Below are 22,403 nucleotides of genomic sequence, written 5' to 3'. Positions count from 1 at the left end.
TAGAGGCCGGGAGGGTGGATGCGCGAAACGGTCGACCCGGACTTCGCCTCGTTCGTCGATGCGCGGCAGGGCAGATGGCTCCGTACGGCGTACCTCGTGTACGGCGACGTGCACCGAGCGGAACAGCTGCTTCTGCACGCCTTCACGCACCTGTCCGTGCGCTGGCCGAGGGTGGACGATCCGGACGCCTTCGTCCAGCGCATGCTGTTCCAGCCGGCGTTGCGGCCATGGAGCCGGGCGAAACCGTTCGCGGACGAGGACGACCCGGTGAAGCACGCTCTGGCCGAGCTGACGCCCGCACAGCGCACTGTGTTCGTGTTGCTGCACTTCGAGGAGCTGACCGAGTTCGAGGTGTCCGACGTGCTCGGCATTTCGCAGACCGCCGTACACACCCACGGCATGAGCGCGTTCGGCGCGTTCCGTACCGCACTGGGTGCCGGCCAGTGGCGTGATGCCCGATGAGACGCGAGGACGTCCGGCCGCTGCTCCTCCAGGCAGCTGATCCAATACCGGAGCCCGAGCTGGCCGACGCGGCCTGGGCTGCTGGGCGGGTCGTCCGCCGGCGCCGGCGTCGTACGGTGGCGATCGGCGTGGTCGCCGTACTCGCCCTGGCCGTCGTGGCGTCGCTGCTGATCGAGTGGGGATCGTCGTCCGGTGGCGACAACATCACGCCGCCCACCAACCCGCCCGGCTATGTCGAACCGGTGGGAAAGATCAACGGGATCGACTACTGGGTCGCGCCACCGCCTGGTAGCGAGCGGTTCCTCGACCGGCTCCGGACTCCACTGGGCGACAGGCTCGACCTGCCGGAGAAGGTACGCCGGCTGGAGGAGCACCCGGTCGAGAACGTCGCGGCCGTGACGCTGGTGAGCGACGGCGAGCGCTACACGCCACTGATCCTCGACTCGGACGGCACCTGGGTCCGGGCCGACGTCGCACTCGGCCCGGTCGGCGGTACGGCGCCGTTCAGCGCGGGATCGATCGCGCCCGACGGCCGGGTCGTCGCGTTCCCGCAGCGGGGCGGCGTGGTCACGGTCAACACGTTGAGCGCCCAGGTCTCACGCTTCCCGTTGCCCGACGGGGATTACAGCAGCGTGTCCTGGGTGGCCGACGGCCGGCGCGTACTGGTCAGCGGACCGAACGCGGCGTACCAGGTGCTCGTCGGTGAAGGGAACCAGGACGAGCGGGCGGTGGTCCAGGTGTCGGCGCCAGGCGATCCGAACGAGGCCACGTCGCCGTACAGCCTGCAGACCGGATCGGTGATGCGGTACCAGTTCAACGGCCGCTGGATCGAGGACACCCCGCTCACCCTGCCGATCCGGTCGTGGCAGGGGCAGACGTTCGCGTCGCTGTTCGGTGCGGCCCGGATCTTCGTCGCCGAGGACCTGCCGCAGGTACCGACCCGGGTGTCCCAGCCGCAGGTGCTGGCGGCGATGGCCACGCTGCGGACGGTGCCGAGCCGGCTGTTGGTGCTCGGCGAGCCACAGGACAATCCCCCGGCCCGGGAGGGCGCGGGGGATGTGCCGTTCGTGCGTGAGGTCGGCTGCTGCGTCGTCCTTGGCTGGTACGACGACAGCAACGTCTTGTTCCGGGTCCACGGCTGGGTCTTGGCCTGGAACCTCGACAGTGGCCGGGTGCGGCGCGTCACCGAGTTGCGCGTCGACCAGGTTGCTCTGGGGCCCGGACTGCGCCCCTGACCACCTTCTGCACTGCGGTTGTTGCGTTTACTGCGCTTCCTGCGGTGGTTCGAGAATCGCCTGCAAGGTGAACTCGGCCAGCCGGTCGGCGTCTTCGGCCGGCGGCATCGGCTGCCCGGTCAGTGCCCGGATCACGAACACCCCGGCCATCCACTCGACCATCAGCACCGGGTCCGCGGTGCTCTTGATCGGTTCGCCCCGGGCCCTGGCGCGCTCCAGAGCCCGTCTGGTCATCTCGATCCGGCGTTCCAGCACCCCGCGATAGATCGCCGCCGAGCGTTCGTCGCGGTTCGCCTCCGACACCGCCAGGCGAATCATGGCCCGGCCGTAGTCACTGTTCGCGAACGCCAGCCCGACCCGATAGACCTGGCGCAGGTCCTCGGCGATCGAACCGTTGTCCGGATCCGGGATCTCCAGATCGAACAGTTCCGCCATGGCGTCGTTGGCGAGTAGTTCCTTGCTGGCCCACCGGCGGTAGATCGTTGCCTTGCCGACTCCCGCGGCTTCCGCGACGTCGTCCACCGTCATTCCGTCGAATCCCCGCTCCAGCAGCAGTTGCACGGCGTACCTGCGGATTCTCGGTTCCGCTTCCGGGTCCCGTGGTCTGCCACGGCGCGGTCTCACCCCGTAGTTCGGCTCCATTTCGTCGTCCCCAGCTCGGACGGGGGCAGTGGCGCGGCTGCGGCCCGTGTGGTCCAGGCCAGAGTGCCACACTCCGCTGCGGAGGGCATCCGAGCGTCCCCGGTCCGGCCCGCCGTGGCCGATGTCACCTCGATGTCACCTGGGAACGTGCTTTGTCACATGCCTGAAACAAACGGACCGATCGGCTGAAACGGCGCGCCGACACCGTGTGCGGTGTGGCCGAGCGGCGGGCTCCCCGGCGTTGTGGAGACCTCCCGACTGAGGACGCAGGCCACCCCCCGGTTCGATGGAAGGGATGACGTTGATGGAGATCAACGCCGGCGATACCGCCTGGGTGCTTGCCAGTGCCGCCCTGGTGATGCTGATGACCCCTGGCCTGGCTTTCTTCTACGGCGGCATGGTGCGCGTGAAGAGCGTGCTGAACATGATGATGATGAGTTTCATCACCATCGCCGTCGTCACCATCCTCTGGGTGGTGGTCGGCTACTCGCTGACCTTCGGCGGCGACACCGGCCACGTGATCGGAAACTTCTCCGAGGTCGGCCTGAAGGGTCTGCTGGTGCCGGAGGCGGTGAGCGGTACGACGCCCACGCTCGCCTTCGTGGCGTTCCAGATGATGTTCGCGATCATCACCCCGGCGCTGATCTCGGGTGCGATCGCCGACCGGGCGACGTTCCGCGGCTGGATCGTGTTCGTGGTCGGCTGGACGCTGCTGGTGTACTTCCCGGTCGCGCACTCGGTCTGGTTCCTGGACGAGGGCAACGGCGGCTGGATCGGTGACAAGCTCGGAGCGGTCGACTTCGCCGGCGGTACGGCGGTGCACCTGAACGCCGGTGCTGCGGCGCTGGCGCTGGCGATCGTGCTGGGCAAGCGGATCGGCTGGAAGAAGGACCCGATGCGTCCGCACAGCCTGCCGCTGGTGCTGCTCGGCGCCGGCATGCTGTGGTTCGGCTGGTTCGGCTTCAACGCCGGCTCCGCCCTGAGCGCCGGTACCACCGCCGCGATCACCTTCGTGAACACGCAGGTCGCCACTGCTGCCGCGGTGATCGGCTGGCTGATCGTGGAGCGGCTCACGCACGGCAAGGCCACCACGCTGGGTCTGGCGTCCGGTGCCGTCGCCGGTCTGGTCGCGATCACCCCGTCCTGTGGTGCGGTCACCCCGGTCGGCGCGATCGCGGTCGGTCTGCTCGCCGGTGCGATCTGCGCCTTCGCGGTGTCGCTGAAGTACAAGCTGGGCTACGACGACTCGCTCGACGTCGTCGGCGTGCACTTCGTCGGCGGTCTGTTCGGTTCGCTCGCGATCGGTCTGTTCGGTTCGGCGGCCGCGCCGTCCGCGGTCGACGGTCTGTTCTACGGCGGCGGTGTCTCGCAGCTCGGCAAGCAGGCACTGGCGAACGTGGTCGTCGCGATCTACTCGTTCGGTATCGCGTTCATCCTCGGCAAGGTGATCGACAAGACCATCGGCTTCCGGCTCAAGGAGGACGACGAGGTCGCCGGTGTCGATCAGGTCGAGCACGCCGAGACGGCGTACGACTACCTCAGTGCGGCCGGTCTGCGCGGTGCGCTGGGCCGTCCGGCCCCTGCTGCCGCGACCGTCGGTGCCGGCACCGACAATGGGTCCACCGAGGCTTCCGAGAAGGAAGGTGTCAAGGCATGAAGCTGATCACCGCGGTGGTCAAGCCGCACAAGCTGGAGGACGTCCGGGCCGCGCTGGAGACGTTCGGCGTCACCGGCATGACGGTCACCGAGGCGAGCGGCTACGGCCGGCAGAAGGGCCACACCGAGGTCTACCGTGGCGCCGAGTACGAGGTGGACCTGGTGCCGAAGGTGCGGCTCGAGGTGGTCGTCGAGGACGGTGACAGCTCCGACGTGGTCGACGTGATCGTGAAGGCCGCGCAGACCGGCAAGATCGGTGACGGCAAGGTCTGGGTCACCCCGGTGGAGACGATCGTCCGGGTCCGGACCGGTGAACTGGACGGAGACGCACTCTAGATGCTGGATCGGGCAGAGCAGCGGCGCGCCCGTGCCGAAGAGGCGGACGCGCTGCTGCAGCTGCTGCTGGCAAAGGCCTGCGACGCCCTCGGTGTGCCCACCGAGGGCGTCGCGCTGGTCGCGGTCGGCGGCTACGGGCGGGAGGAGCTGTCGCCGTACAGCGACCTCGACGTGATGCTTGTGCACGCCGAGGGGTATCCGCGCATCGACGAGCTGGCCGCACAGATCTGGTACCCGCTGTGGGACTCCAGGACCAAGCTGGACCACAGCGTCCGCACACTGGCCCAGGCGCGGGAGGCGGCCGCGGCCGACGATCGTGTGGCCTTGGGCCTGCTGGACGCACGGCACGTCGCGGGGGACACGCACCTGACGCTGCAGCTGCGCTCGGTGCTGATGGCCGACTGGCGACGTACTACGAAGTCCCGGCTGCCCGGACTGGCGCAGGCGTGCCGCGAACGGGCGTCCACGGTCGGAGAGCTCGCCCACCTCGCAGAGCCCGACCTCAAGGAGGCGTACGGCGGTCTGCGCGACGCCGTCGTACTGCGTGCGCTCGTGGCCTCGTGGCTCGTCGACGTACCGCATCCAGTGGTGGAGCGGGCGCGGCGCGATCTGCTCGAGATCCGCGACGTACTGCATGACGTGGCCGGTCGCGCGACGGACCGCCTGGTCGCCGACCTGGCCGGGGAGGTGGCCGCCGGGCTCGGCCTGGCCGGCCGGGACGAGCTGCTGCGACATGTGTACGCGACAGGACGGACGCTGGCGCACGTGTGCGACGTGTCGTGGCGGCGCGTCGAGAGCCTGATGACCAAGCCGCCGCGGTCCCGCCGTCGGCACCGTAGCGGCGGGCCGTTGCTGCTCGCGCTGGACGAGGGTGTGGGGCAGCACGAGGGTGAAGTCGTCCTGATGCCGGACGCACGCCCGGAGCGGGACCCCGTACTCGGTCTGCGTGCAGCTGCGGTCGCGGCGGACCGTGAGCTCGTGCTGTCTCCTGCTGTCTGTGCGCGGCTGGCAGCGTCGGCCGCGGACCTGCCGGAGCCTTGGCCAGGGGAGGCGCAGCGTCTGCTGTGCGCTCTGCTCGGCGCCGGCCAGGGGCTGCTGGAGGTGTGGGAGGCGCTGGACCAGGCCGGCTACATCTCGCGGCTCCTGCCCGAGTGGGACGCAGTACGGTTCCGTCCGCCGCAGTCGGCGATCCACCGATACACGGTCGACAGGCACTTGCTGGAGACGTGTGTCGAGGCCTCCAGCATGGTCCGCGACGTGCGGCGTCCTGACCTGCTGCTGGTGGCCGCACTACTGCACGACCTGGGCAAGGCGCTCGACGGCGACCACAGCGTCACCGGTGCGGGTATCGCTGCCCGCGTCGCCAGGCGGCTCGGGTTCGGTGAGGCTGATGCCGACACCATCACCCTGCTGGTCCGGCAGCACCTCATGCTGTCCCAAGTCGCGACGCGACGTGATCTCGAGGACCCGATGACGGTCGAGATGGTGGCCGGCATTGTGCGCGACACCGAGACACTGGACCTGCTGGAGGCCCTGACGTACGCCGACGCGCGCGCAGCCGGTCCGGCCGCGTCGTCGCCGTGGCGCATGCGACTGGTCGGTGAGCTGTGTCGGCGCGTGCGCAGTGAGCTGGCCGGCGGTGGCGAAAGCATGTGGGCCGACACGCCACCCGTTCCGGTGCCGGTGCTGCACCAGGCGGTCGGTGTGGGGCGGCTGGGCGTCACCGTGACCGATCACCACGGAGACCTGCGCATCAACGTCGCCGTACCCGACCAGGTCGGGACGCTGTCGACGGTGGCCGCAGTGCTCGCTGTGGAGCGGTTGGCCGTCCGGTCCGCTGTGATCACGTCCGTCGACGGGCTCGGCATCTCGCAGTGGACCGTGGCTGGCTCGCCTCCGGACCCGGTGCGGTTGCGGGACCGGCTCGCTGTGGCGCTGCGTGACTCCACCGACGTCGTGCGACGGCTGGCTGCACGTGATTCGTCGCGGTCTCGTGTGGCCAGTCGCGTGGACCTGCTGCCGGACGCCTCAGAAACGGCCACAGTGGTGCAGGTACGCGCGCATGACCGTCCTGGACTGCTGTACGACGTCACAGCGGCGATTGCCGCGACCGGCGCAGACATCCGCTCAGCTCACGTCAGCACGCTCGGCGCCGAGTGCGTGGACGTCTTCTACCTGACTGATCGCCACGGTGCACCGTTGGAGCCCGAGGACGCTCGGACCACGGCCAAGTCGATACTGGATCGCTTGAGCTTCTAGGCTCCCTTCGTGGACGTCGTAGAGGCACTGCAGCGACAAGCGACCGCCTGTGAGGACCTGGGGTCCCCGATGTACGCCGAGCTGCTGCGCCTGCTCGTGGACGACTACGAGGTCGGTGGCGCGTCGGCCGAGCTGCTGTCCGAGTACGAGGGCCGTTCGTTCGGTGACGCGATCGGGCTGCGATTGCTGGCCGCCGTACACGGCCTGGTGCTGTCCGGTGCGGCGCCGGAGCTCGCGGCGTTCTACCCGAGTGTCGGTGGGACGTGGGATCCGGTGCTCGGCTGGGAGGCCTTCGAGCAGGTACTACGGTCGCGGCTGGGGGAGGTGCGGTCGCTGTTGACGCAGCCGCCTCAGACAAACGAGGTGGGTCGTTCGGCCGCGCTGTACGGCGGTCTGCTGCAACTGGTCGCCGCAGTGCCGTTGCCGGTGCGCGTCTACGAGATCGGGGCGAGCGGTGGGCTGAATCTGCGGGCCGATCGGTACCGGTACGTCGCCGACGGCAGGTCGTACGGTCTCGCCGACAGTCCGGTCGTTTTCGATCCGGCCTGGTCGGGCCAGGTGCCTTCGGTAGACCTGCGGATCGCGGAGCGGGTCGGCTGTGACATCGCGCCGGTCGACCCGCTGACGCCAGACGGTGCGCTCACACTGACGTCGTACGTCTGGCCCGATATGCCTGACCGGCTGGCGCGCTTGCGTGGTGCGCTGGAGGTCGCGCGCCAGGTGCCTGCCGACGTACGGCGGGAGGACGCGGTCTCCTTCCTGCGTGGGCTCGAGCTCTCGCCCGGACACGTCACCGTCGTGTGGCACTCGATCATGTGGCAGTACCTGCGCCGCGTCGACAGGTCTGCGATCGAGGCCCGGTTGACGGAGCTGGGCGCGCAGGCGACCGAGTCGTCGCCGCTCGCACACCTCAGCCTGGAGCCACACCGGGTGCTGACACACGAGCACGGCTCGGACGGTTACGTGTACCGCGTGGACCTGCAGGTCTGGCCGGGAGGCACGCGTCGAGTACTAGGTGCTGCGGCGCCGCACGGCCAGGATCTGCAGTGGCACGTCAATTGAGTGCTGCGACGAGCGTGTCGGTGAGCTCGGTGGCGTAGCGGCCGTCCGGGTCCAGGTCGGGATCGAAGATGCCGATGTTGATGCCGGCGCACTTCGGTGCGGCGAGCAGTGGGCGCAGCAGTGCACGCAGCTGGTCGTGGTCGATGCCGCCCGGATCCGGGCTGTCCACAGCCGGCATGATCGCGGCGTCCAGGATGTCCACGTCCAGGTGCACCCAGAACCCGTCCAGGTGGTCCAGGTGCTCCAGCGTGCCGTCCGCGGCCCCAGCCGGGTCCTCGGCGATCTTCGCAGCCGGCCACACCGGGATGCCCGCCTTCTCAACGTCGCCGAGGTAGTCGTCGTCCGCCCGGATGCCGAGCAGTACGGCGTCGCTGTCCAGCGTGTACGGTCCGCGTCCTTCGAGATCTGTCAGGTCGGGCTGACCGCGTCCTGTCACCAGCGCCAGCGCCTCGCCACCGGCCGCGCCGACGTACGGCGAGTTGTCGACGGTCCGGAAGTCGGAGTGCCCGTCGATGTACACCACGCCGTACCGTCCGAGCCGCTTCAGCGCGAGAGCGGGCCCCAGCAGGTTGCTGCACTCGCCACCGAGCAGTACGACGAAGTCACCCCGCTCGATGAAACCGGTCAGACGGTCTGCGAGTTGCACCGAGTACTTCGCCATCGCCGCGGCGTTGAACACACCGTCGCCCGGCGACCAACTGGCCCAGTCGTACCGCGGTGGCGTGACATACCCACCGTCGACCGCCCCGATCCGCTCCAGGAATCCCCGGTCCCGCACCGCCCCCGCCAACTTGTAACACCCCGGCACCGCCCCCGGCACAGGCGGCCGCAACCCCAAGTTCGACGGCCCGTCCACCACAACCCGCACCCCAGCCTCCTAACCAGAACAAACTCAATTACCGGTTAGCTTGAGGAAGTTCCGCACAGATGTCAACCGCGAAACCCCAGGGATCAGCGACCGCGATCAGTCGGGCTGGTGGTGCGGCCGGTGGTGCTGCGTTGTGTGCCCCGGTCTGTCGGCGTTCCGGCGCCGCGGGCCCCGTCGCCGAGTTCCGGGCGATGGTGTGTCGCGTGCGCGGCCGGCGCCTGAGCCTGCAGAAATCTGAGCGCGTCGCCTTGCCCGGCACCGACAGTGACCCGGGTCCTCAACCGCCATCTGGTTGATCAGGTGCGCACGGGCCGCCTGCTGGTGCACCGGATCGGGCGGAACGACGTCCGCCAGTTCGTTGCGCCGTCCCGGGTCAGACCGCCCCAAGCGTCGTCGGTACGGGCGTACAGGTGCTCGTTCCAGCGATCGCCCCCGCCGGGGTGGAGCTCCTGGGCGATCCGATGGAGGCGAGCGAACTCCTGGTACGTCTGCGACGACCGATCGACCAGGACCATGCCCTCGTTGTCGGCCACGGATCAGTGCTCGGCTGCCGGCCGGTCGTCCCAGGGCGCGCCCTCGGCCAGCAGTTGCTCCGACGACTCCAGTCCCCGGGTCAGGGCGCGGATCGCGATGCTGTCGGAACCGGCACGGTCCGCGATCGCCCAGATCTCCCTCCGCACCCGCGCGAAGGCCGCCAGTCGCTCCTCCCGGGTACCCCGCTCCAGGTCGGCGGACTCCAGCACGCGCAACGCCTCGATCATCTCCGGAGACTGCCCGTCACCCATCCGTCATCCTCCGCTGCTCCGTACCTCCACCAGCACGATATCCCGCGACCGGCGCAGTCCCGCCGGATCGCGCGGCCGGTCACGCTCACCGCTCGGGTCCCGCGGCTGCGGAGCACGGTTGACGGGCCGGTAGACTCGGGGAGTTCATCGCTTCGACGAAACGGACTGTTCCACGTGTTCGACACGCTTTCCGATCGGCTCTCCACCGCGTTCAAGAACCTGCGGGGCAAGGGCAAGCTGACCGATGCCGACATCGACGCGACCGCCCGGGAGATCCGGATCGCGTTGCTGGAGGCCGATGTCGCGCTGCCGGTCGTCCGGGAGTTCATCGCGGCGATCAAGGAGCGCGCCGCCGGCGCCGAGGTGCGCGGCGGCCTGAACCCGGCGCAGCAGGTCATCAAGATCGTCAACGAGGAACTGATCAACATCCTCGGCGGCGAGACCCGCGAGCTGCGGATGGCGAAGCGCCCGCCGACCGTGATCATGCTCGCCGGTCTGCAGGGTGCCGGTAAGACCACCCTGGCCGGCAAGCTCGCCAAGTGGCTGAAGGAGACCCGCCACCAGACCCCGATGCTGGTCGCCGCCGACCTCCAGCGGCCGAACGCGGTCACTCAGCTGCAGGTCGTCGGTGAGCGGGCCGGCGTCCCGGTGTTCGCGCCTGAGCCCGGCAACGGCGTCGGCGACCCGGTCGAGGTCGCCCGCAAGGCGATGGACGAGGCGCGCAGCAAGCAGCACAGCGTGGTCATCGTCGACACCGCCGGCCGGCTGGGTGTCGACGAGGAGCTGATGAAGCAGGCCGCGGACATCCGCGACGCGGTCAACCCCGATGAGATCCTGTTCGTCGTCGACGCCATGATCGGTCAGGACGCGGTCACCACCGCGCAGGCCTTCCTGGACGGTGTCGGCTTCGACGGCGTCGTACTGTCCAAGCTCGACGGTGACGCCCGCGGTGGTGCCGCGCTGTCGATCAGCCACGTCACCGGCCGGCAGGTGATGTTCGCCAGCAACGGCGAGAAGCTCGAGGACTTCGACGTCTTCCACCCCGACCGGATGGCGTCCCGCATCCTCGGGATGGGCGACGTGCTCAGCCTGATCGAGAAGGCCGAGCAGACCTTCGACGCCGAGGCGGCCGCGAAGACCGCGGCCAAGCTGGCGAAGAAGGGCGGCAAGGACTTCACGCTGGACGACTTCCTCGCCCAGATGCAGTCGGTGCGCAAGATGGGTCCGCTGACCAAGATCTTCGGCATGCTGCCCGGCGCGAACCAGTTCAAGGACCAGCTGGAGAACTTCGACGAGCGCGAGATCGACCGGATCGAGGCCGTCATCCACTCGATGACGCCGGCCGAGCGGGCCGATCCGCGGATCATCGACGGCTCCCGCCGGGCCCGGATCGCGAAGGGTTCCGGGACCGAGGTGTCCACCGTCAGCGGCCTGGTCGAGCGGTTCTTCGAGGCGCGCAAGATGATGGCCGCGATGGCGTCCGGCAAGGGCCTGCCGAACATGCCCGGGATGCCGGGCATGCCCGGCATGGGCGGGATGGGCGGCGGCGCCCGGAAGGCCAAGCAGCAGAAGAAGGGCAAGAAGCGCGGCTCCGGCAACCCGGCCAAGCGCGCGCAGCAGGGCAGCCAGCAGCCGCAGGCGCCGCAGCCGGGTGAGCTGCCGGCCGCGTTCGGCGGCCAGAACGGCGGCGACTTCGAGCTGCCCGACGACCTGAAGAAGATGCTCGGCGGGAACTGACCCCGTTCGGCGCAGGTTTTCCCGAAAGGGCACGAGGATCGCCCGTCCACCGGTTGCGGTGGGCGGGCGATGTCGTGTGTGGTAGATGGGTAGGCGCCGATGGGTGCGGAAACATCGCCCGGGCGAGGCCGCCGTACGGCTGTGGTGTGGGTGCGATGCAGCTGTGGGGGCGCACCGGGACGGGTTGTCGCCGACCCCCTGACGACTAAGATCGTGCCTACGCCCAGAAGCACACCAACTGCGGAATGCGTCGAGGACGGTTCGGATGAGGCAGCAGTTCAAGGATTTGGACACGTGGCGCGGGAAACTGACTGCCACCTGTCTGTGCCTCGCCCCGCCGGCCGCGATGGTCGCCGTGTTCGTGATTGGTGGCGTCACCTCGAACACGTTCGTCGTGGACGCGCACGCGCTGGCCGCGCCGCGTCAGGACGCGGTGTTCGACGAGCTGGCCGACGACGTCCCGAACCAGCCGGGTGTCGACGGCAGCCTCCCGACGCAGGAACGGTCCTCGGTGCAGGTGCCGATCACCGGTACGACGGACGGCACCGTGAAGCCCATCCCGGGCGCGTTCGGAGACACCTCGGGGATCCCGGGGACGGTGCTCGCGGCGTACCAGAAGGCCGCCCGCGACCTCGCACTGTCGATGCCGGGCTGCCACATCACCTGGCCCCTGCTGGCCGGCATCGGCAAGGTCGAGTCCGCGCACGCCAGCGGCGGCAAGGTCGACCCGAACGGCGACACCCGCGGCAAGATCCTCGGCCCGGTCCTGAACGGCGGGCCCGGGATGGCGGCGATCGCCGACACCGACCAGGGCGCGTACGACGGGAACACCTCGTGGGACCGCGCCGTCGGGCCGATGCAGTTCATCCCCGGTACCTGGAAGGTTTTCGGTGCCGACGGCAACGGTGACGGGGTGAAGGACCCGCACAACGTGTTCGATGCGGCGCGGGCGGCGGGGGACTACCTGTGCTCCGGCGGGGCGAACCTCTCCGACCCGGAGGGTCTTGTCGCGGCGGTGCTGCGCTACAACCACTCGATGGAGTACGTCTCGACGGTGCTCCGGTGGATGCAGACGTACAGCAACGACACCGTCACCATCCCCGACAAGCCCGGCACGATCGAGACGCCTGACGACAGCGGCAACGCTGACGACCCGGACTCGCCGACCACACCGCCCACGACGCCGCCCACGACGCCGTCGACCACTCCGCCGACCACTCCGCCGACCACGCCGACCTCCGCGCCGACGTCTGTCCCGACGTCCCAGGCGACCAGCCCGACCCCGAGCGCCACGAGCAAGCCGACCAGCTCGACCAAGCCCACCCGGCCTCCGCTGAGCCCGCCGCCGTCGACCCCGACCTCGACGAACTCGCCGGGGACGCCTTCGCAAAGCCCGTCGGAGTCGCCGTCCGAGACGCCTTCGGAGACACCCTCCGAGACGCCGTCCGAAACCCCCTCGGAGACGCCGAGCACGACGCCGACCGGGGACCCGACCGGCGAGCCGACGCAGCAGCCGGACTGCACGGAGCCGACCGCCACGACCACGCCCGCGCCATCCAGCAGCCCGACCTTGACGCCGACCCCGGACCCGACCTGCACCCCCAACCCGGACGGTGACACCTCGGCCAACCCGGACCAGGTCCCCAGCTCCACCAACGCCGGCTGACCCCCGCCGCTCCTTCGCCGCGACGCCGCCCACCCGGCACCCGCCCGGGCCGCCGCTCGGCTCACCTCCGTGCGTTGGTTCACTCAGAACACGGTGGGTGAACCCATGGTGTTGTGGGTTCCGGACCGTGGTGAAGGGTGGGGAACCCACAACACGGTGGGTGAACCCACGGTGTGGTGGTGTCGGTAGCGCGACGCGGGGGAGTGGGTCAGTGCGTCGGTGGTCGGGGCGCCCTGGGAGTGCCGGACGCCGCTCGGCTCACTTCCGTGCGTTGGTTCACTCACAACACCGTGGGTGAACCCATGCTGTTGTGGGTTCCGGACCGTGGTGAAGGGTGGGGAACCCACAACACGGTGGGTGAACCCATGGTGTCGTGGTGCCAGGCTGCGCGACGCGGATGCCCTACTACACGGCGGACGGCGTCCGGCTGTACGACGTGGTGGGCGGGAGAACGCGGACGTGGCGCGTCGCGGTCAGCGAGGTGATCCGCCGGCGCTCGTGATGACCCGCCTCGCCCCGAAGGCGGGGTCGTGTGTTGGGGCGGTGGGTGCTCTCGCGGCGGTGCGGGAGTGGGCGAAAGCTGAGTAGGTCGTGACGTTCAGGTAGTGGTGGTCGTTACCTGGGTGGTGGTTTTCCGTGGGTTTCTGGGCGGGGTAACTTTGCGTCGTCTTGATGTAACTTTCTGGCGCTTGGTTCGTTGAAGGGGCTATGCGCCTAACCCGTAGTGGTAACCGTCGGGTCAAAATAATCATCGCTTCACTGTGTACGGCTCCGCTCATGGTCGGGGCCATTGTGACTGTCGCCTCGGGGGGAGCCGGTGCCTCCGGTCCGCTCGCGGCGGGGAGTCCGGTCGCGCCGTCTCCCGGCGCCGGGCTGAACAGCGGTGAGTTCGACGAGTTGACGATGATCGTGCCGCAGCGCCCCGGCGTGGACGGCCGGCTCGGATCCGACAAGCCTGCCCGCGACGACGTCCCCGTGCAGGGGGCGACCGACGGCCGGTCGGTCGTGCGTCCGGGGCGGCCGGGAGCCGTGAACGGCATCCCGCGCGGGGTGTTCCCCGCCTATCGCCGGGCCACCGCGAATCTCGCGGTCGTCCGGCCGAACTGTGGGCTGACCTGGCCGCTGCTGGCCGGGATCGGCAAGGTGGAGTCCGACCATGCCAGCGGCGGCCGCGTCGACGTGGCCGGCACGACCCGCGGCCGGATCCTCGGCCCGGTGCTGAACGGCCGCCGCGGCAACGGCCGGATCACCGACACCGACAAGGGCAAGTTCGACGCGGACCAGACCTGGGACCGCGCTGTCGGCCCGATGCAGATCATCCCGCAGGTCTGGGACGAGTTCGGGGCCGACGGAAACGGTGATGGTTTCCGCAACCCGAACAACGTGTACGACGCGGTCACCACGGTGGCCGTCGTCCTCTGCGCCGAGGGCGACGACCTGCGCCGGCCGCGCGACCTGGTCTCGGCACTGTTGCGCTACCAGCACTCCAAGGACTTCGTGGCCACCGTGCTGAAGTGGATGCGCGTCTACAGCAAGAACGCGGTCCTCGTGCCGAACGCGACGGGCAACATCAGCTCCGCGAAGACGACCGGCAACGCCGAGCGCCGTACGGATCCGCGCCAGGTCCCGGACGTACCGGACGACACCGCGACGCCGACGCCGACTCCGACCGCGGTTCCGACGACCGTGCCGACCGTGCCGCCGGTCACGGAGGACACGCCGTCGATCCCGGATCCGGTCGACACGCCGTCCGACACCCCGACCAGGACTCCGACCAAGACCCCGACGAAGACTCCCACCAAGACTCCGACCAAGACCCCGACGAAGACTCCCACCAAGACTCCGACCACGACGCCGAGCGAGACCCCGACCTCGACGCCCACGGAGACCCCGACGGAGACTCCGACATCGACGCCGTGCGCCGGTGACGAGACGACCACTCCGACCTGTACACCGAGCGGGTCGCCCGGATAGCCGTTCGCCGGATACGGTCGGCCTATGACGGTACTCAGGCTCGTGGGCACCGTGTTGCCGGCCGGTGAGCAACAGGAGCTTCATCTCAGCGGTGGGCTGGTCGTCGACCGGCCCACCGCTGCCGATGTCACCACGGTGCACACCGGTGGCTGGATCGTGCCCGGCCTGGTCGACGCGCACTGCCACATCGGCCTCGACCAGCACGGTGGTGTCGACGAGGAGACGCAGGAGCAGCAGGCGATCGCCGACCGCGAGGCCGGTGCGCTGCTGGTGCGGGACGCCGGTTCACCGGTCGACACCCGCTGGATCGACGACCGCGAGGACCTGCCGAAGATCATCCGCGCCGGTCGCCATCTGGCCCGCTCGAAGCGGTACCTGCGCAACTACGGCTGGGAGATCGAGCCCGACGAGCTGGTCGCGTACGTCGAGCAGGAGGCCCGCCGTGGTGACGGCTGGGTGAAGCTGGTCGGCGACTGGATCGACCGGGACGCGGGCGATCTGACCCCATGCTGGCCGGCCGACGCGCTGAACGCCGCGATCGCCCGCGCACACGAGCTCGGTGCCCGCGTGACCGCACACGTGTTCGGCGAGCACGCGCTGCTGGATCTGCTCGCCGCGGGCATCGACTGCCTCGAGCACGGCACCGGCATCGAGCCCGATCTGCTCAGCGAGCTGGCGGAACGTCAGGTGGCCGTCGTACCGACGCTGATCCAGCTGGAGAACTTCCCGCAGTACGCCGACCAGGCCGCGGCCAAGTTCCCGGTGTACTCGGCGCACATGCGAGACCTGTACGAGCGCCGCCTGCAGCGTCTGCGCGACGCCTTCGAGGCCGGCGTACCGATCTATGCGGGCACCGACGCGGGCGGCGTCCTCGGGCACGGTCTGGTGGCGCAGGAGATCCAGGCGCTGACCGAGATCGGTCTGTCGGGGGAGCAGGCGCTCGCCGCGGGATCGTGGGCCGCCCGGGAGTGGCTCGGCGCGCCGAGCGAGCTCCGCCCCGGTGATCCGGCCGACCTGGTCGTGTACGACGAGGACCCGCGCGCCAACCCGGCGGTCCTGAGCCGCCCGCGGCTGATTGCACTCCGTGGACGGGTTGTCTTCTCTCGGTGACGGGAAGAAATTCACTCGAACACTGGATTGAACGGAAGATCTTCCCTTAGCGTGGCTTCCGGGACCGCCGACGCCCCTCGGCGGACCGGATACGGGAAGGAACCGCCCCATGGGTAAAACCGCCGCCCTGATACCCGCTGTCCTGACCGTCGGCGCACTCGCGCTGACCGCGCTGCCGAGTGACGCGGCCGCACCACCACCCACGACGGATCTCGCGTCGGCCTTCGCCGCGGCGTCCACGCAGTACGACGTACCGCGTGAGGTCCTGGTCGGCGTCGGCTTCGCCGAGACGCACCTTGACGGCCACAACGGCACGCCGAGCCAGGCGAACGGGTACGGCGTCATGCACCTCGCCCAGAACAACGTCAACCAGACGCTGGCCGAGGCCGGCAAACTGACCGGCCTCCCGGTCGCGAAGCTGTCCAAGGACCAGCCGTCGAACATCCTCGGCGCCGCCGCCGTGCTCGACGCGTACGCCGACCAAGCCGGCCTCAAGGACCGCGACGATCTGGGCAAGTGGTACGGCGTGATCGCGAAGTACTCGCACTCCGCGGACGCGCCGACCGCGCGGCTCTACACCGACGAGGTGTACCGGATCATCGCGCGGGGAGTGCGGACCGCCGGCGTCTCGACCGCCCCGAAGCCGGTGACGCCGGACCGCGGTGCGTACGAGAAGGCCGCGCCGCTCGGCACCACCGCCGTCGACTACCCCGGCGCGATCTGGAACGCGGCCAGCACCAGCAACTACCGGGTCGGCCGCACGGAAGCGATCAGCACGATCGTCATCCACGTGACCCAGGGCTCGTACGCCGGCACGATCAGCTGGTTCAAGAACCCGTCGGCGCAGGTCAGCGCGCACTACGTGGTGCGTTCCAGCGACGGTCAGATCACCCAGATGGTGGCCGAGAAGGACACCGCCTGGCATGCGCGCAGCGCGAACCCGTACTCGATCGGCATCGAGCACGAAGGCTGGGTCGACCAGCCGTCGTGGTTCACCGACGCGATGTACCGCTCGTCGGCCGCACTGACCCGCAACATCGCCGACCGGCGTGGCATCCCGAAGGACCGCAACCACATCAAGGGCCACAGCGAGATGCCCGGCAACGACCACACCGACCCGGGTCCGAACTGGAACTGGAACTACTACATGCAGTTGGTGAACGGCGGCGACCCGAACCCGCCGGAGTACAACTTCACCACCTGGGGCTCCGGTGTGAACGTCCGCTCGGCGCCGAAGCTGTCCGCGTCGGTCGTGACGTCGCTGCCCGGCCCGACCCAGGTCTTCGTCGAGTGCCAGGTCCAGGGCGACACGGTGACCGCCGGCGGGTACACGAACAACTGGTGGTCCAAGCTGCGCGACCAGGGCGGCTACATGACCAACATCTACATCGACGATCCCAACCCGAAGCTCCCTGGCGTTCCAGAGTGCTAGAGGGCGAAAGGTAGAGCCTGCTGTACCGACTGCGGCGGCCTGGTTGCCGCAGGATGGAGTCATGCTCACCAACATCCTCGCTCGGGGCGGTCCGGCCGTCGGCTACCTGTTCCTCCGCTACCTGCGGGCGGTCCTGCTGCTGGTCGCGATGCCGCTGGCCGTGCTGTTCGGCTGGATCGTCCCGAGTGCCACCGCTGAGCTGGTGCGGTTCGCCAACGGCGAGCGGCGCCAGGCGGCGTGGCAGCTCGGCCGCTCGCTGGACGACGAGCTGCCGCCCGCACTGCCTCGCCGGCCCGGCGACGTGGCGACGTTGGTCCGGGACAAGTCGTTCAAACGCAGTCTGCGCGTCCTGCTGATGCCACTGGCGATGATTCCTGAACTGCTTGTCGCAGTGATCGCGGTGGCCGGTGTGCCGTCGGCGGTGGTGAGCATCGCGCTGTGGTGGCTTTCGCCGGGCAACTTCAGCCTGATGGGCCTCAACGTCGACAACTGGGTCGAGGCGCTCACTCTGGGCCCGCTGCAGATCGGCGTCGGCCTCTGGTTCCTGGGGCGCGTCGCGCCTGCACTGGCGCGCGGCCACGCCAAGGCCGCGCTCAACCTCCTCGCACCGAGCCCTGAGCAGGTGGAGACGGCCAAGCTGGAGCGGCGTGTGGAGGAGCTCACCAAGAGCAGGGCGGGTGCTGTCGACTCGCACGGCGCAGAGCTACGCCGGATCGAGCGGGACCTGCACGACGGCACGCAGGCCCAGCTGGTGTCGCTGGCGATGCGGATCGGTATCGCCAAGCAGACGATGGCAGAGGACCCGGAGAAGGCGGCCAAGCTGCTGGATGACGCCCGCGACGGCGCTGAGCAGGCTATGACCGAGCTACGCGGCGTACTCCGCACCATGTACCCGCCGATCCTGGCTGACCGCGGCCTCGCCGGGGCGGTCTCCGCACTAGCGGCCCGGTGTCCGCTGCCGGTAGAGCTGCGTATCGGTGAGCTGGGCGACGTACCAGCTCCGGTAGAGGCCGCTGCCTACTTTGTCGTGGCGGAGTCCCTCACCAACGTGACGAAACACAGTGCGGCGGGACATGTCGACCTACAGCTCGAGCGGCGTGGTGCTGAGCTGTACCTGACGATTACCGACGACGGCATCGGTGGAGCGCAGGTGAGTGAGCAGTCCGACCTGCTGGGCCGGGGGAGTGGTCTGCATGGCATGCTGCACCGGGTGCAGGCGATCGACGGTCAGATGGAGCTGCGGAGTCCGATCGGCGGGCCGACGACTGTCGAGGTGAGCCTCCCGTGCGGGTGATCATCCTCGAGGACAATCCGATCCTTGCCGAGGGCCTCGGTCTGTTGCTCGGCAACTCCGGCTTCGAGGTCGCCGCGGTCGCCACCGACGCCGACGAGTTCGCCAAGGCGATCGACGAGCATCAGGTCGACATCGCGGTGGTCGACGTCCGGTTGCCGCCGACCTTCACCGACGAGGGCCTGCGGGCTGCGATCGAGGCACGTCGCGTCCGGCCGGGGCTGCCGGTGCTGGTGTTCTCGCAGTACGTCGAGGAGGTCTACGCCGCCGAACTGCTCGCAGCCGGCAGTGAAGGCATCGGCTACCTGCTGAAGGACCGGGTGTCCCGCGTCGACGAATTCCTGGAGGCAGTACGGCGAGTCGCGGCCGGCGGGACCGTGCTGGACCCGGAAGTGGTCAGCCAACTGATGGTGAAGCGGAGCAGCCCGCTGGACCGGCTGACGCCGCGCGAACGCGAAGTCCTCGCCCTGATGGCCGAAGGCCTCGGCAACACCGCGATCGGGGAGAAGCTGGTCATCTCCGACGGCGCTGTCCACAAGCATGTCGGCAACGTCTTTCAGAAGCTCGACCTCCCGCCGACCGACTCCGGACACCGCCGCGTCCTCGCCGTTCTGGCGTACCTCGGCCTGTGAACCCTTGACGCGCCTGACAACGTAGTCCACTCTCAAGATCTGAGAGCGCTCTCATCCACCGAACCGCCCCTAGGTGAGGAGAGTTCCACATGAAGGTCCTATTGGCCGCCGTAATCACGGCGGCTTCCTTGACCGTGCCCTTGAGCGCAGCCACGCAGGCAACAGCAGCGTCCGAACCGCTCGCGGTCGCCGGCCAAGCGGCTGCCATGCAACGCGATTTCGGACTGACAGAGCAGCAGATGCGGGACCGCCTGGCAGCGGAGACCGCGGCGGCGAAGTTGTTGCCTGCGGCCCAGAAAGCGGCCGGTGCCGCCTTCGGCGGTGCCTGGTACGACGCGGCCACACGAAAGCTGGTGGTGGGAGTGGTCGGGTCCACACGGGCGGCGGCCGTTCGCGCCACCGGTGCGGACGTGGCGGCCGTACCGGTGTCGGCCAAGGCGCTGGATCAGCGGAAGGCGGCCGTCGACAAGCTGGCGGGCAAGGCGGTGCCGGCTGCGGTCAGCGGCTGGGCCACCGATCCCCGCACGGGCAGCGTGGTCGTCAACGTCCAGTCAGGCAAGCGGTCCAAGGCTGTGGACGCGTTTGTCGCCCGCGTCTCCAAGGCGGGTGCTGTGACGGTCAAGGAGGTCGCAGCGCAGGCGCCACGCACCTTCGCGGCCGGTACGGTCGGCGGCGACCCGTACTACGTCAGCAACATCCGCTGCTCGATCGGCTTCTCCGTCCACGGCGGGTACGTCACAGCCGGCCACTGCGGCCGCAACGGCATCGTGCGCGGCTGGGACGGCTCCGACCAGGGCTCGTTCCGTGGCTGGTCCTTCCCGGGCAACGACTACGGCTGGGTCGCCACCGGCTACGGCTGGTGGACCGTCCCCGTGGTGTACGGCTGGGGACAGGTGAGTGACCAGCTCGTCCGCGGGTCGTGGGAGGCGCCGATCGGTTCGTCGGTCTGCCGCAGTGGGTCGACGACGCACTGGCACTGCGGCACGATCCTCGCCAAGAACGAGACCGTGAACTACGGCAACGGCCAGCTGTTCTACGGCGCCACCAAGACCAGCGTGTGCGCCGAGGGCGGTGACTCCGGCGGCTCGTTCATCACCGGCGACCAGGCGCAGGGCGTGACGTCCGGCGGCTGGGGCAACTGCAGCAGCGGCGGTGAGACGTGGTTCCAGCCGGTCAACGAGATCCTGCAGGCCTACGGCCTCACACTGCACACCGCATAGCGGAGGTGTGGGATCCCCCTCCCTGCAAGGGGATCCCACACCGGTTCGGCACATGCACCTAGGACAGTCACCTAGCACAGGCACCTAGCAGAGTGGTACGCCGGGTAGCTGGGCGTTCGGGTCCTGGATGTAGATGTTGCTGATGAACCCGTTCTGGTCGCGGAGCTTCGACCACCAGTTGTTGGTGTACCCCTCGGCGTTCACGGTGTCGCCCTGCTTCTGGCAGAGCACCCAGACCGACGTCGGCCCGGGCAGCGTGGTGACGATCGGCGAGCTGAGGTACGCATCGGCCCGCACTCGCACGCCGGTGCCCCAGGTCAGGTAGTTCTTGCCCGGCCCGGAGCAGCCGTTGTCACTGGTGAGGAAGTGGGAGCCGTACGAGCCCGGATAGGCCAGCCCGGTCCCGTTGATGACGATGTTCTGACCCACGCCGTTGAGCAGCTGCTCGTAGTGGATGTGCGGACCGGACGAGTTGCCGGTGCTGCCGGTGACCCCGATCTGCTGGCCTTGCGAGACCTGCTGGCCGTTGGCGACGGAGTAGGCGGACAGGTGGAAGTAGTAGGTCTTCCAGCCACCGCCGTGCTCGATGGCTATGTAGTTGCCGGCGCCACTCGGCTGCGAGAAGCGGTACGCCGTACCACCAGCGGAAGCGAGTACCGGCGTACCGTTCGTGGTCCCGCCGTCGGCGCGGACGAAGTCGAGCGCGCGGCGGACCTCGGCGGAGTGATGGCTGTAGGTCCAGCGTTGGCCACACGGGAACGGGGCCTTGAAGTTCGGCGCGGCCTGCGCTTGCGTCGGCACCGCCACCAGGGTGGCGGCGCCGAGCAGGAGCGCGGCGAGTACTGCGAGGATTCTTCTGGGCGGCATGCTGCTCAGTGTCAGCCGTCAAGCAGCAACCTTCAACGGTTTGCGTCTGTAGTTAATTGTCCGCCCCGGTCGAGGCTTCACCGCGGCCGGGGACGGACTCGGCCGCGGCTCAGGCCGGCTCGTCGGCGACCGGCTCCAGCTTCGGGGTCTCGCCGTTCTTGGTGGTCAGTGAGTCGATCAGCTGCTTGGCCAGCGCGAAGCCCGAGCCGCCCATGGTGATGGTCTTCACCAAGGTGTCCTCGATGCCCTGGGCGCCGTTCAGTACGACCATGTTGCCGACCTTTTCGAACGAGCCCGCCGCCGCGGACACGATCTGCGGGTACGCCTCGGCCAGCTGCTGCGCGACAACGGCTTCGGTGTTGGTGGCCAGCGCCTCGGCCCGCGCCTTGATACCGGCGGCCTCGGCCATCGCCTTGGCCTGCACCGCGGACGCCTCGGCCTTACCGGTCAGCTCGGTGGCCTTCGCCTCCGCCTCACCGCGCAACTGCACCTCACGGGCGTTCGCCTCGGCGGCCGCGATCTGCGCGTCCCGGCTGGCCTGCGCCAGCGTGCGCTGCCGGTACGCCTCGGCGTCGGCCGGCTTCAGCACCGTCGACTCCAGTTGCTTCTCGGCCAGCGACGCGTTCAGCTTCGCGGTCTCGGTCTCGGCGACCACAACCTCCTGGCGGGCCAGCGCCTCGGCCAGCGGACCGGCCTGCGACGCCTTCGACTTCGCCTGGTCGACCTCCGCCTGGTACCCGGCCTGCGCGATCGAGCTCTCCCGAACGGCCGCGGCCTTCTGCGCGGCGGCGGCTTGCTCGCGCTCGGTCGCCTCGCGGTCCCGCTCGGCCTGCGCGATCCGGGCCGCGGCCTCGACCGCGGCGGCCTGCGGACGGCCCAGGTTCTTGATGTAGCCGGACTCGTCGTCGATCTCCTGAATCTGCAGCGAGTCCACGACCAGACCGAGCTTCTCCATGTCGCCGGCCAGCGACCCGCGGATGTTCGTGGTCAGCGTCTCCCGGTCGTGCAGCATCTCCTCGACCGTGGTGGAGCCGACGATCGCGCGCAGGTGACCGGCGAACAGTTCGTGGATGGTGCCCATCACCTGCTCGTCGCTCTGCTCGAGGAACCGGCGCGCGGCGTTCGCGATCGAGCCGTAGTCGTCACCGACCTTGTACGCCGTGACGCCC

The 22,403-nt window shown here is 69.3% G+C and carries 20 protein-coding genes; 14 read left to right on the top strand and 6 right to left on the bottom strand.

All coding sequences use genetic code 11. The annotated features are described in order from the left end of the window. The first annotated feature begins 18 nt into the window (after window positions 1-18). Both AB0B82_RS22650 and AB0B82_RS22645 read left to right on the top strand, forming a co-directional pair. Entirely contained in the window at window positions 19-462 is a 444-nt protein-coding gene (locus AB0B82_RS22650) for a sigma factor-like helix-turn-helix DNA-binding protein (RefSeq protein ID WP_360171768.1), read from the top strand. Next, complete coding sequence (locus AB0B82_RS22645; protein ID WP_360171765.1) at window positions 459-1,697, top strand: hypothetical protein; 1,239 nt, start codon at window positions 459-461, stop codon at window positions 1,695-1,697. Before AB0B82_RS22650 ends, AB0B82_RS22645 begins: the two co-directional genes overlap by 4 nt. Window positions 1,698-1,724: 27 nt before the next feature. Here AB0B82_RS22645 and AB0B82_RS22640 read toward each other — a convergent pair whose 3' ends face one another. Continuing rightward, window positions 1,725-2,258 carry a TetR/AcrR family transcriptional regulator gene (locus tag AB0B82_RS22640; RefSeq protein WP_360171762.1) on the bottom strand — a complete coding sequence of 178 codons (534 nt, stop codon included), beginning with the start codon at window positions 2,256-2,258 and terminating at the stop codon, window positions 1,725-1,727. A gap of 376 nt (window positions 2,259-2,634) precedes the next feature. On the opposite strand from AB0B82_RS22640, the gene AB0B82_RS22635 reads away from it, so the two are divergent. From AB0B82_RS22635 to AB0B82_RS22620, 4 genes are read left to right on the top strand one after another with little or no spacing between them, the layout of a single operon-like run. Continuing rightward, the gene (locus tag AB0B82_RS22635; RefSeq protein ID WP_360171759.1) at window positions 2,635-3,996 is read left to right on the top strand and encodes an ammonium transporter; all 1,362 of its coding nucleotides are present in this window, start codon (window positions 2,635-2,637) and stop codon (window positions 3,994-3,996) included. Further along, window positions 3,993-4,331, top strand: a complete 339-nt coding sequence (locus AB0B82_RS22630) for a P-II family nitrogen regulator (RefSeq protein WP_131355085.1) — start codon at window positions 3,993-3,995, stop codon at window positions 4,329-4,331. The genes AB0B82_RS22635 and AB0B82_RS22630 overlap by 4 nt, the downstream gene beginning before the upstream one ends. Then, window positions 4,332-6,590 carry a [protein-PII] uridylyltransferase gene (locus AB0B82_RS22625; RefSeq protein ID WP_360171756.1) on the top strand — a complete coding sequence of 753 codons (2,259 nt, stop codon included), beginning with the start codon at window positions 4,332-4,334 and terminating at the stop codon, window positions 6,588-6,590. Between the two features lie 9 nt (window positions 6,591-6,599). Further along, window positions 6,600-7,652 (top strand): DUF2332 domain-containing protein, encoded by a 1,053-nt coding sequence (locus tag AB0B82_RS22620; RefSeq protein WP_360171753.1) that lies wholly within the window; start codon window positions 6,600-6,602, stop codon window positions 7,650-7,652. Here AB0B82_RS22620 and AB0B82_RS22615 read toward each other — a convergent pair. The 3 genes from AB0B82_RS22615 to AB0B82_RS22605 form a co-directional block, all read right to left on the bottom strand. Next, window positions 7,645-8,430 (bottom strand): arginase family protein, encoded by a 786-nt coding sequence (locus AB0B82_RS22615; RefSeq protein ID WP_360171750.1) that lies wholly within the window; start codon window positions 8,428-8,430, stop codon window positions 7,645-7,647. The genes AB0B82_RS22620 and AB0B82_RS22615 overlap by 8 nt on opposite strands. A gap of 386 nt (window positions 8,431-8,816) precedes the next feature. Further along, window positions 8,817-9,053, bottom strand: coding sequence for a hypothetical protein (locus AB0B82_RS22610; RefSeq protein ID WP_360171747.1), 237 nt, complete (start codon window positions 9,051-9,053; stop codon window positions 8,817-8,819). A 3-nt stretch (window positions 9,054-9,056) separates the two neighbouring features. Beyond that, complete coding sequence (locus tag AB0B82_RS22605; protein WP_360171744.1) at window positions 9,057-9,305, bottom strand: hypothetical protein; 249 nt, start codon at window positions 9,303-9,305, stop codon at window positions 9,057-9,059. A 174-nt stretch (window positions 9,306-9,479) separates the two neighbouring features. On the opposite strand from AB0B82_RS22605, the gene ffh reads away from it, so the two are divergent. The 8 genes from ffh (at window position 9,480) to AB0B82_RS22565 (ending at window position 20,367) form a co-directional block, all read left to right on the top strand. Next, entirely contained in the window at window positions 9,480-11,042 is a 1,563-nt protein-coding gene (gene ffh / locus AB0B82_RS22600; protein WP_360171741.1) for a signal recognition particle protein, read from the top strand. Between the two features lie 265 nt (window positions 11,043-11,307). After that, window positions 11,308-12,708, top strand: coding sequence for a lytic murein transglycosylase (locus AB0B82_RS22595; RefSeq protein ID WP_360171738.1), 1,401 nt, complete (start codon window positions 11,308-11,310; stop codon window positions 12,706-12,708). Window positions 12,709-13,500: 792 nt separating this feature from the next. Beyond that, window positions 13,501-14,682, top strand: a complete 1,182-nt coding sequence (locus AB0B82_RS22590; RefSeq protein ID WP_360171735.1) for a lytic transglycosylase domain-containing protein — start codon at window positions 13,501-13,503, stop codon at window positions 14,680-14,682. Between the two features lie 24 nt (window positions 14,683-14,706). Beyond that, a complete protein-coding gene (locus tag AB0B82_RS22585) occupies window positions 14,707-15,792 on the top strand; it encodes an amidohydrolase family protein (protein WP_360171732.1) in 1,086 nt (361 codons plus the stop codon). Window positions 15,793-15,901: 109 nt separating this feature from the next. Further along, window positions 15,902-17,224: an N-acetylmuramoyl-L-alanine amidase gene (locus tag AB0B82_RS22580; RefSeq protein ID WP_360171729.1), complete on the top strand. Its 1,323-nt coding sequence runs from the start codon at window positions 15,902-15,904 to the stop codon at window positions 17,222-17,224. Window positions 17,225-17,285: 61 nt separating this feature from the next. After that, a complete protein-coding gene (locus AB0B82_RS22575) occupies window positions 17,286-18,518 on the top strand; it encodes a histidine kinase (protein ID WP_360171726.1) in 1,233 nt (410 codons plus the stop codon). Then, entirely contained in the window at window positions 18,509-19,147 is a 639-nt protein-coding gene (locus AB0B82_RS22570; protein WP_360171723.1) for a response regulator transcription factor, read from the top strand. Before AB0B82_RS22575 ends, AB0B82_RS22570 begins: the two co-directional genes overlap by 10 nt. A 239-nt stretch (window positions 19,148-19,386) precedes the next feature. Beyond that, complete coding sequence (locus AB0B82_RS22565; RefSeq protein ID WP_360171720.1) at window positions 19,387-20,367, top strand: S1 family peptidase; 981 nt, start codon at window positions 19,387-19,389, stop codon at window positions 20,365-20,367. An 84-nt stretch (window positions 20,368-20,451) separates the two neighbouring features. Here AB0B82_RS22565 and AB0B82_RS22560 read toward each other — a convergent pair whose 3' ends face one another. Next, window positions 20,452-21,234, bottom strand: a complete 783-nt coding sequence (locus AB0B82_RS22560) for a M23 family metallopeptidase (protein WP_360171717.1) — start codon at window positions 21,232-21,234, stop codon at window positions 20,452-20,454. 109 nt (window positions 21,235-21,343) lie between these two features. Next, window positions 21,344-22,403 (bottom strand): flotillin domain-containing protein (locus AB0B82_RS22555; protein ID WP_360171714.1); only part of this gene is annotated, 1,060 nt, incomplete at its 5' end.

The sequence above is a fragment of the Kribbella sp. NPDC048915 genome, assembly GCF_040649595.1.
In the GTDB taxonomy this organism is placed as follows: domain Bacteria; phylum Actinomycetota; class Actinomycetes; order Propionibacteriales; family Kribbellaceae; genus Kribbella.
The sequence above is the reverse complement of the archived record's forward strand: the minus strand, read 5'-3'. Positions and strand labels throughout refer to the sequence as shown.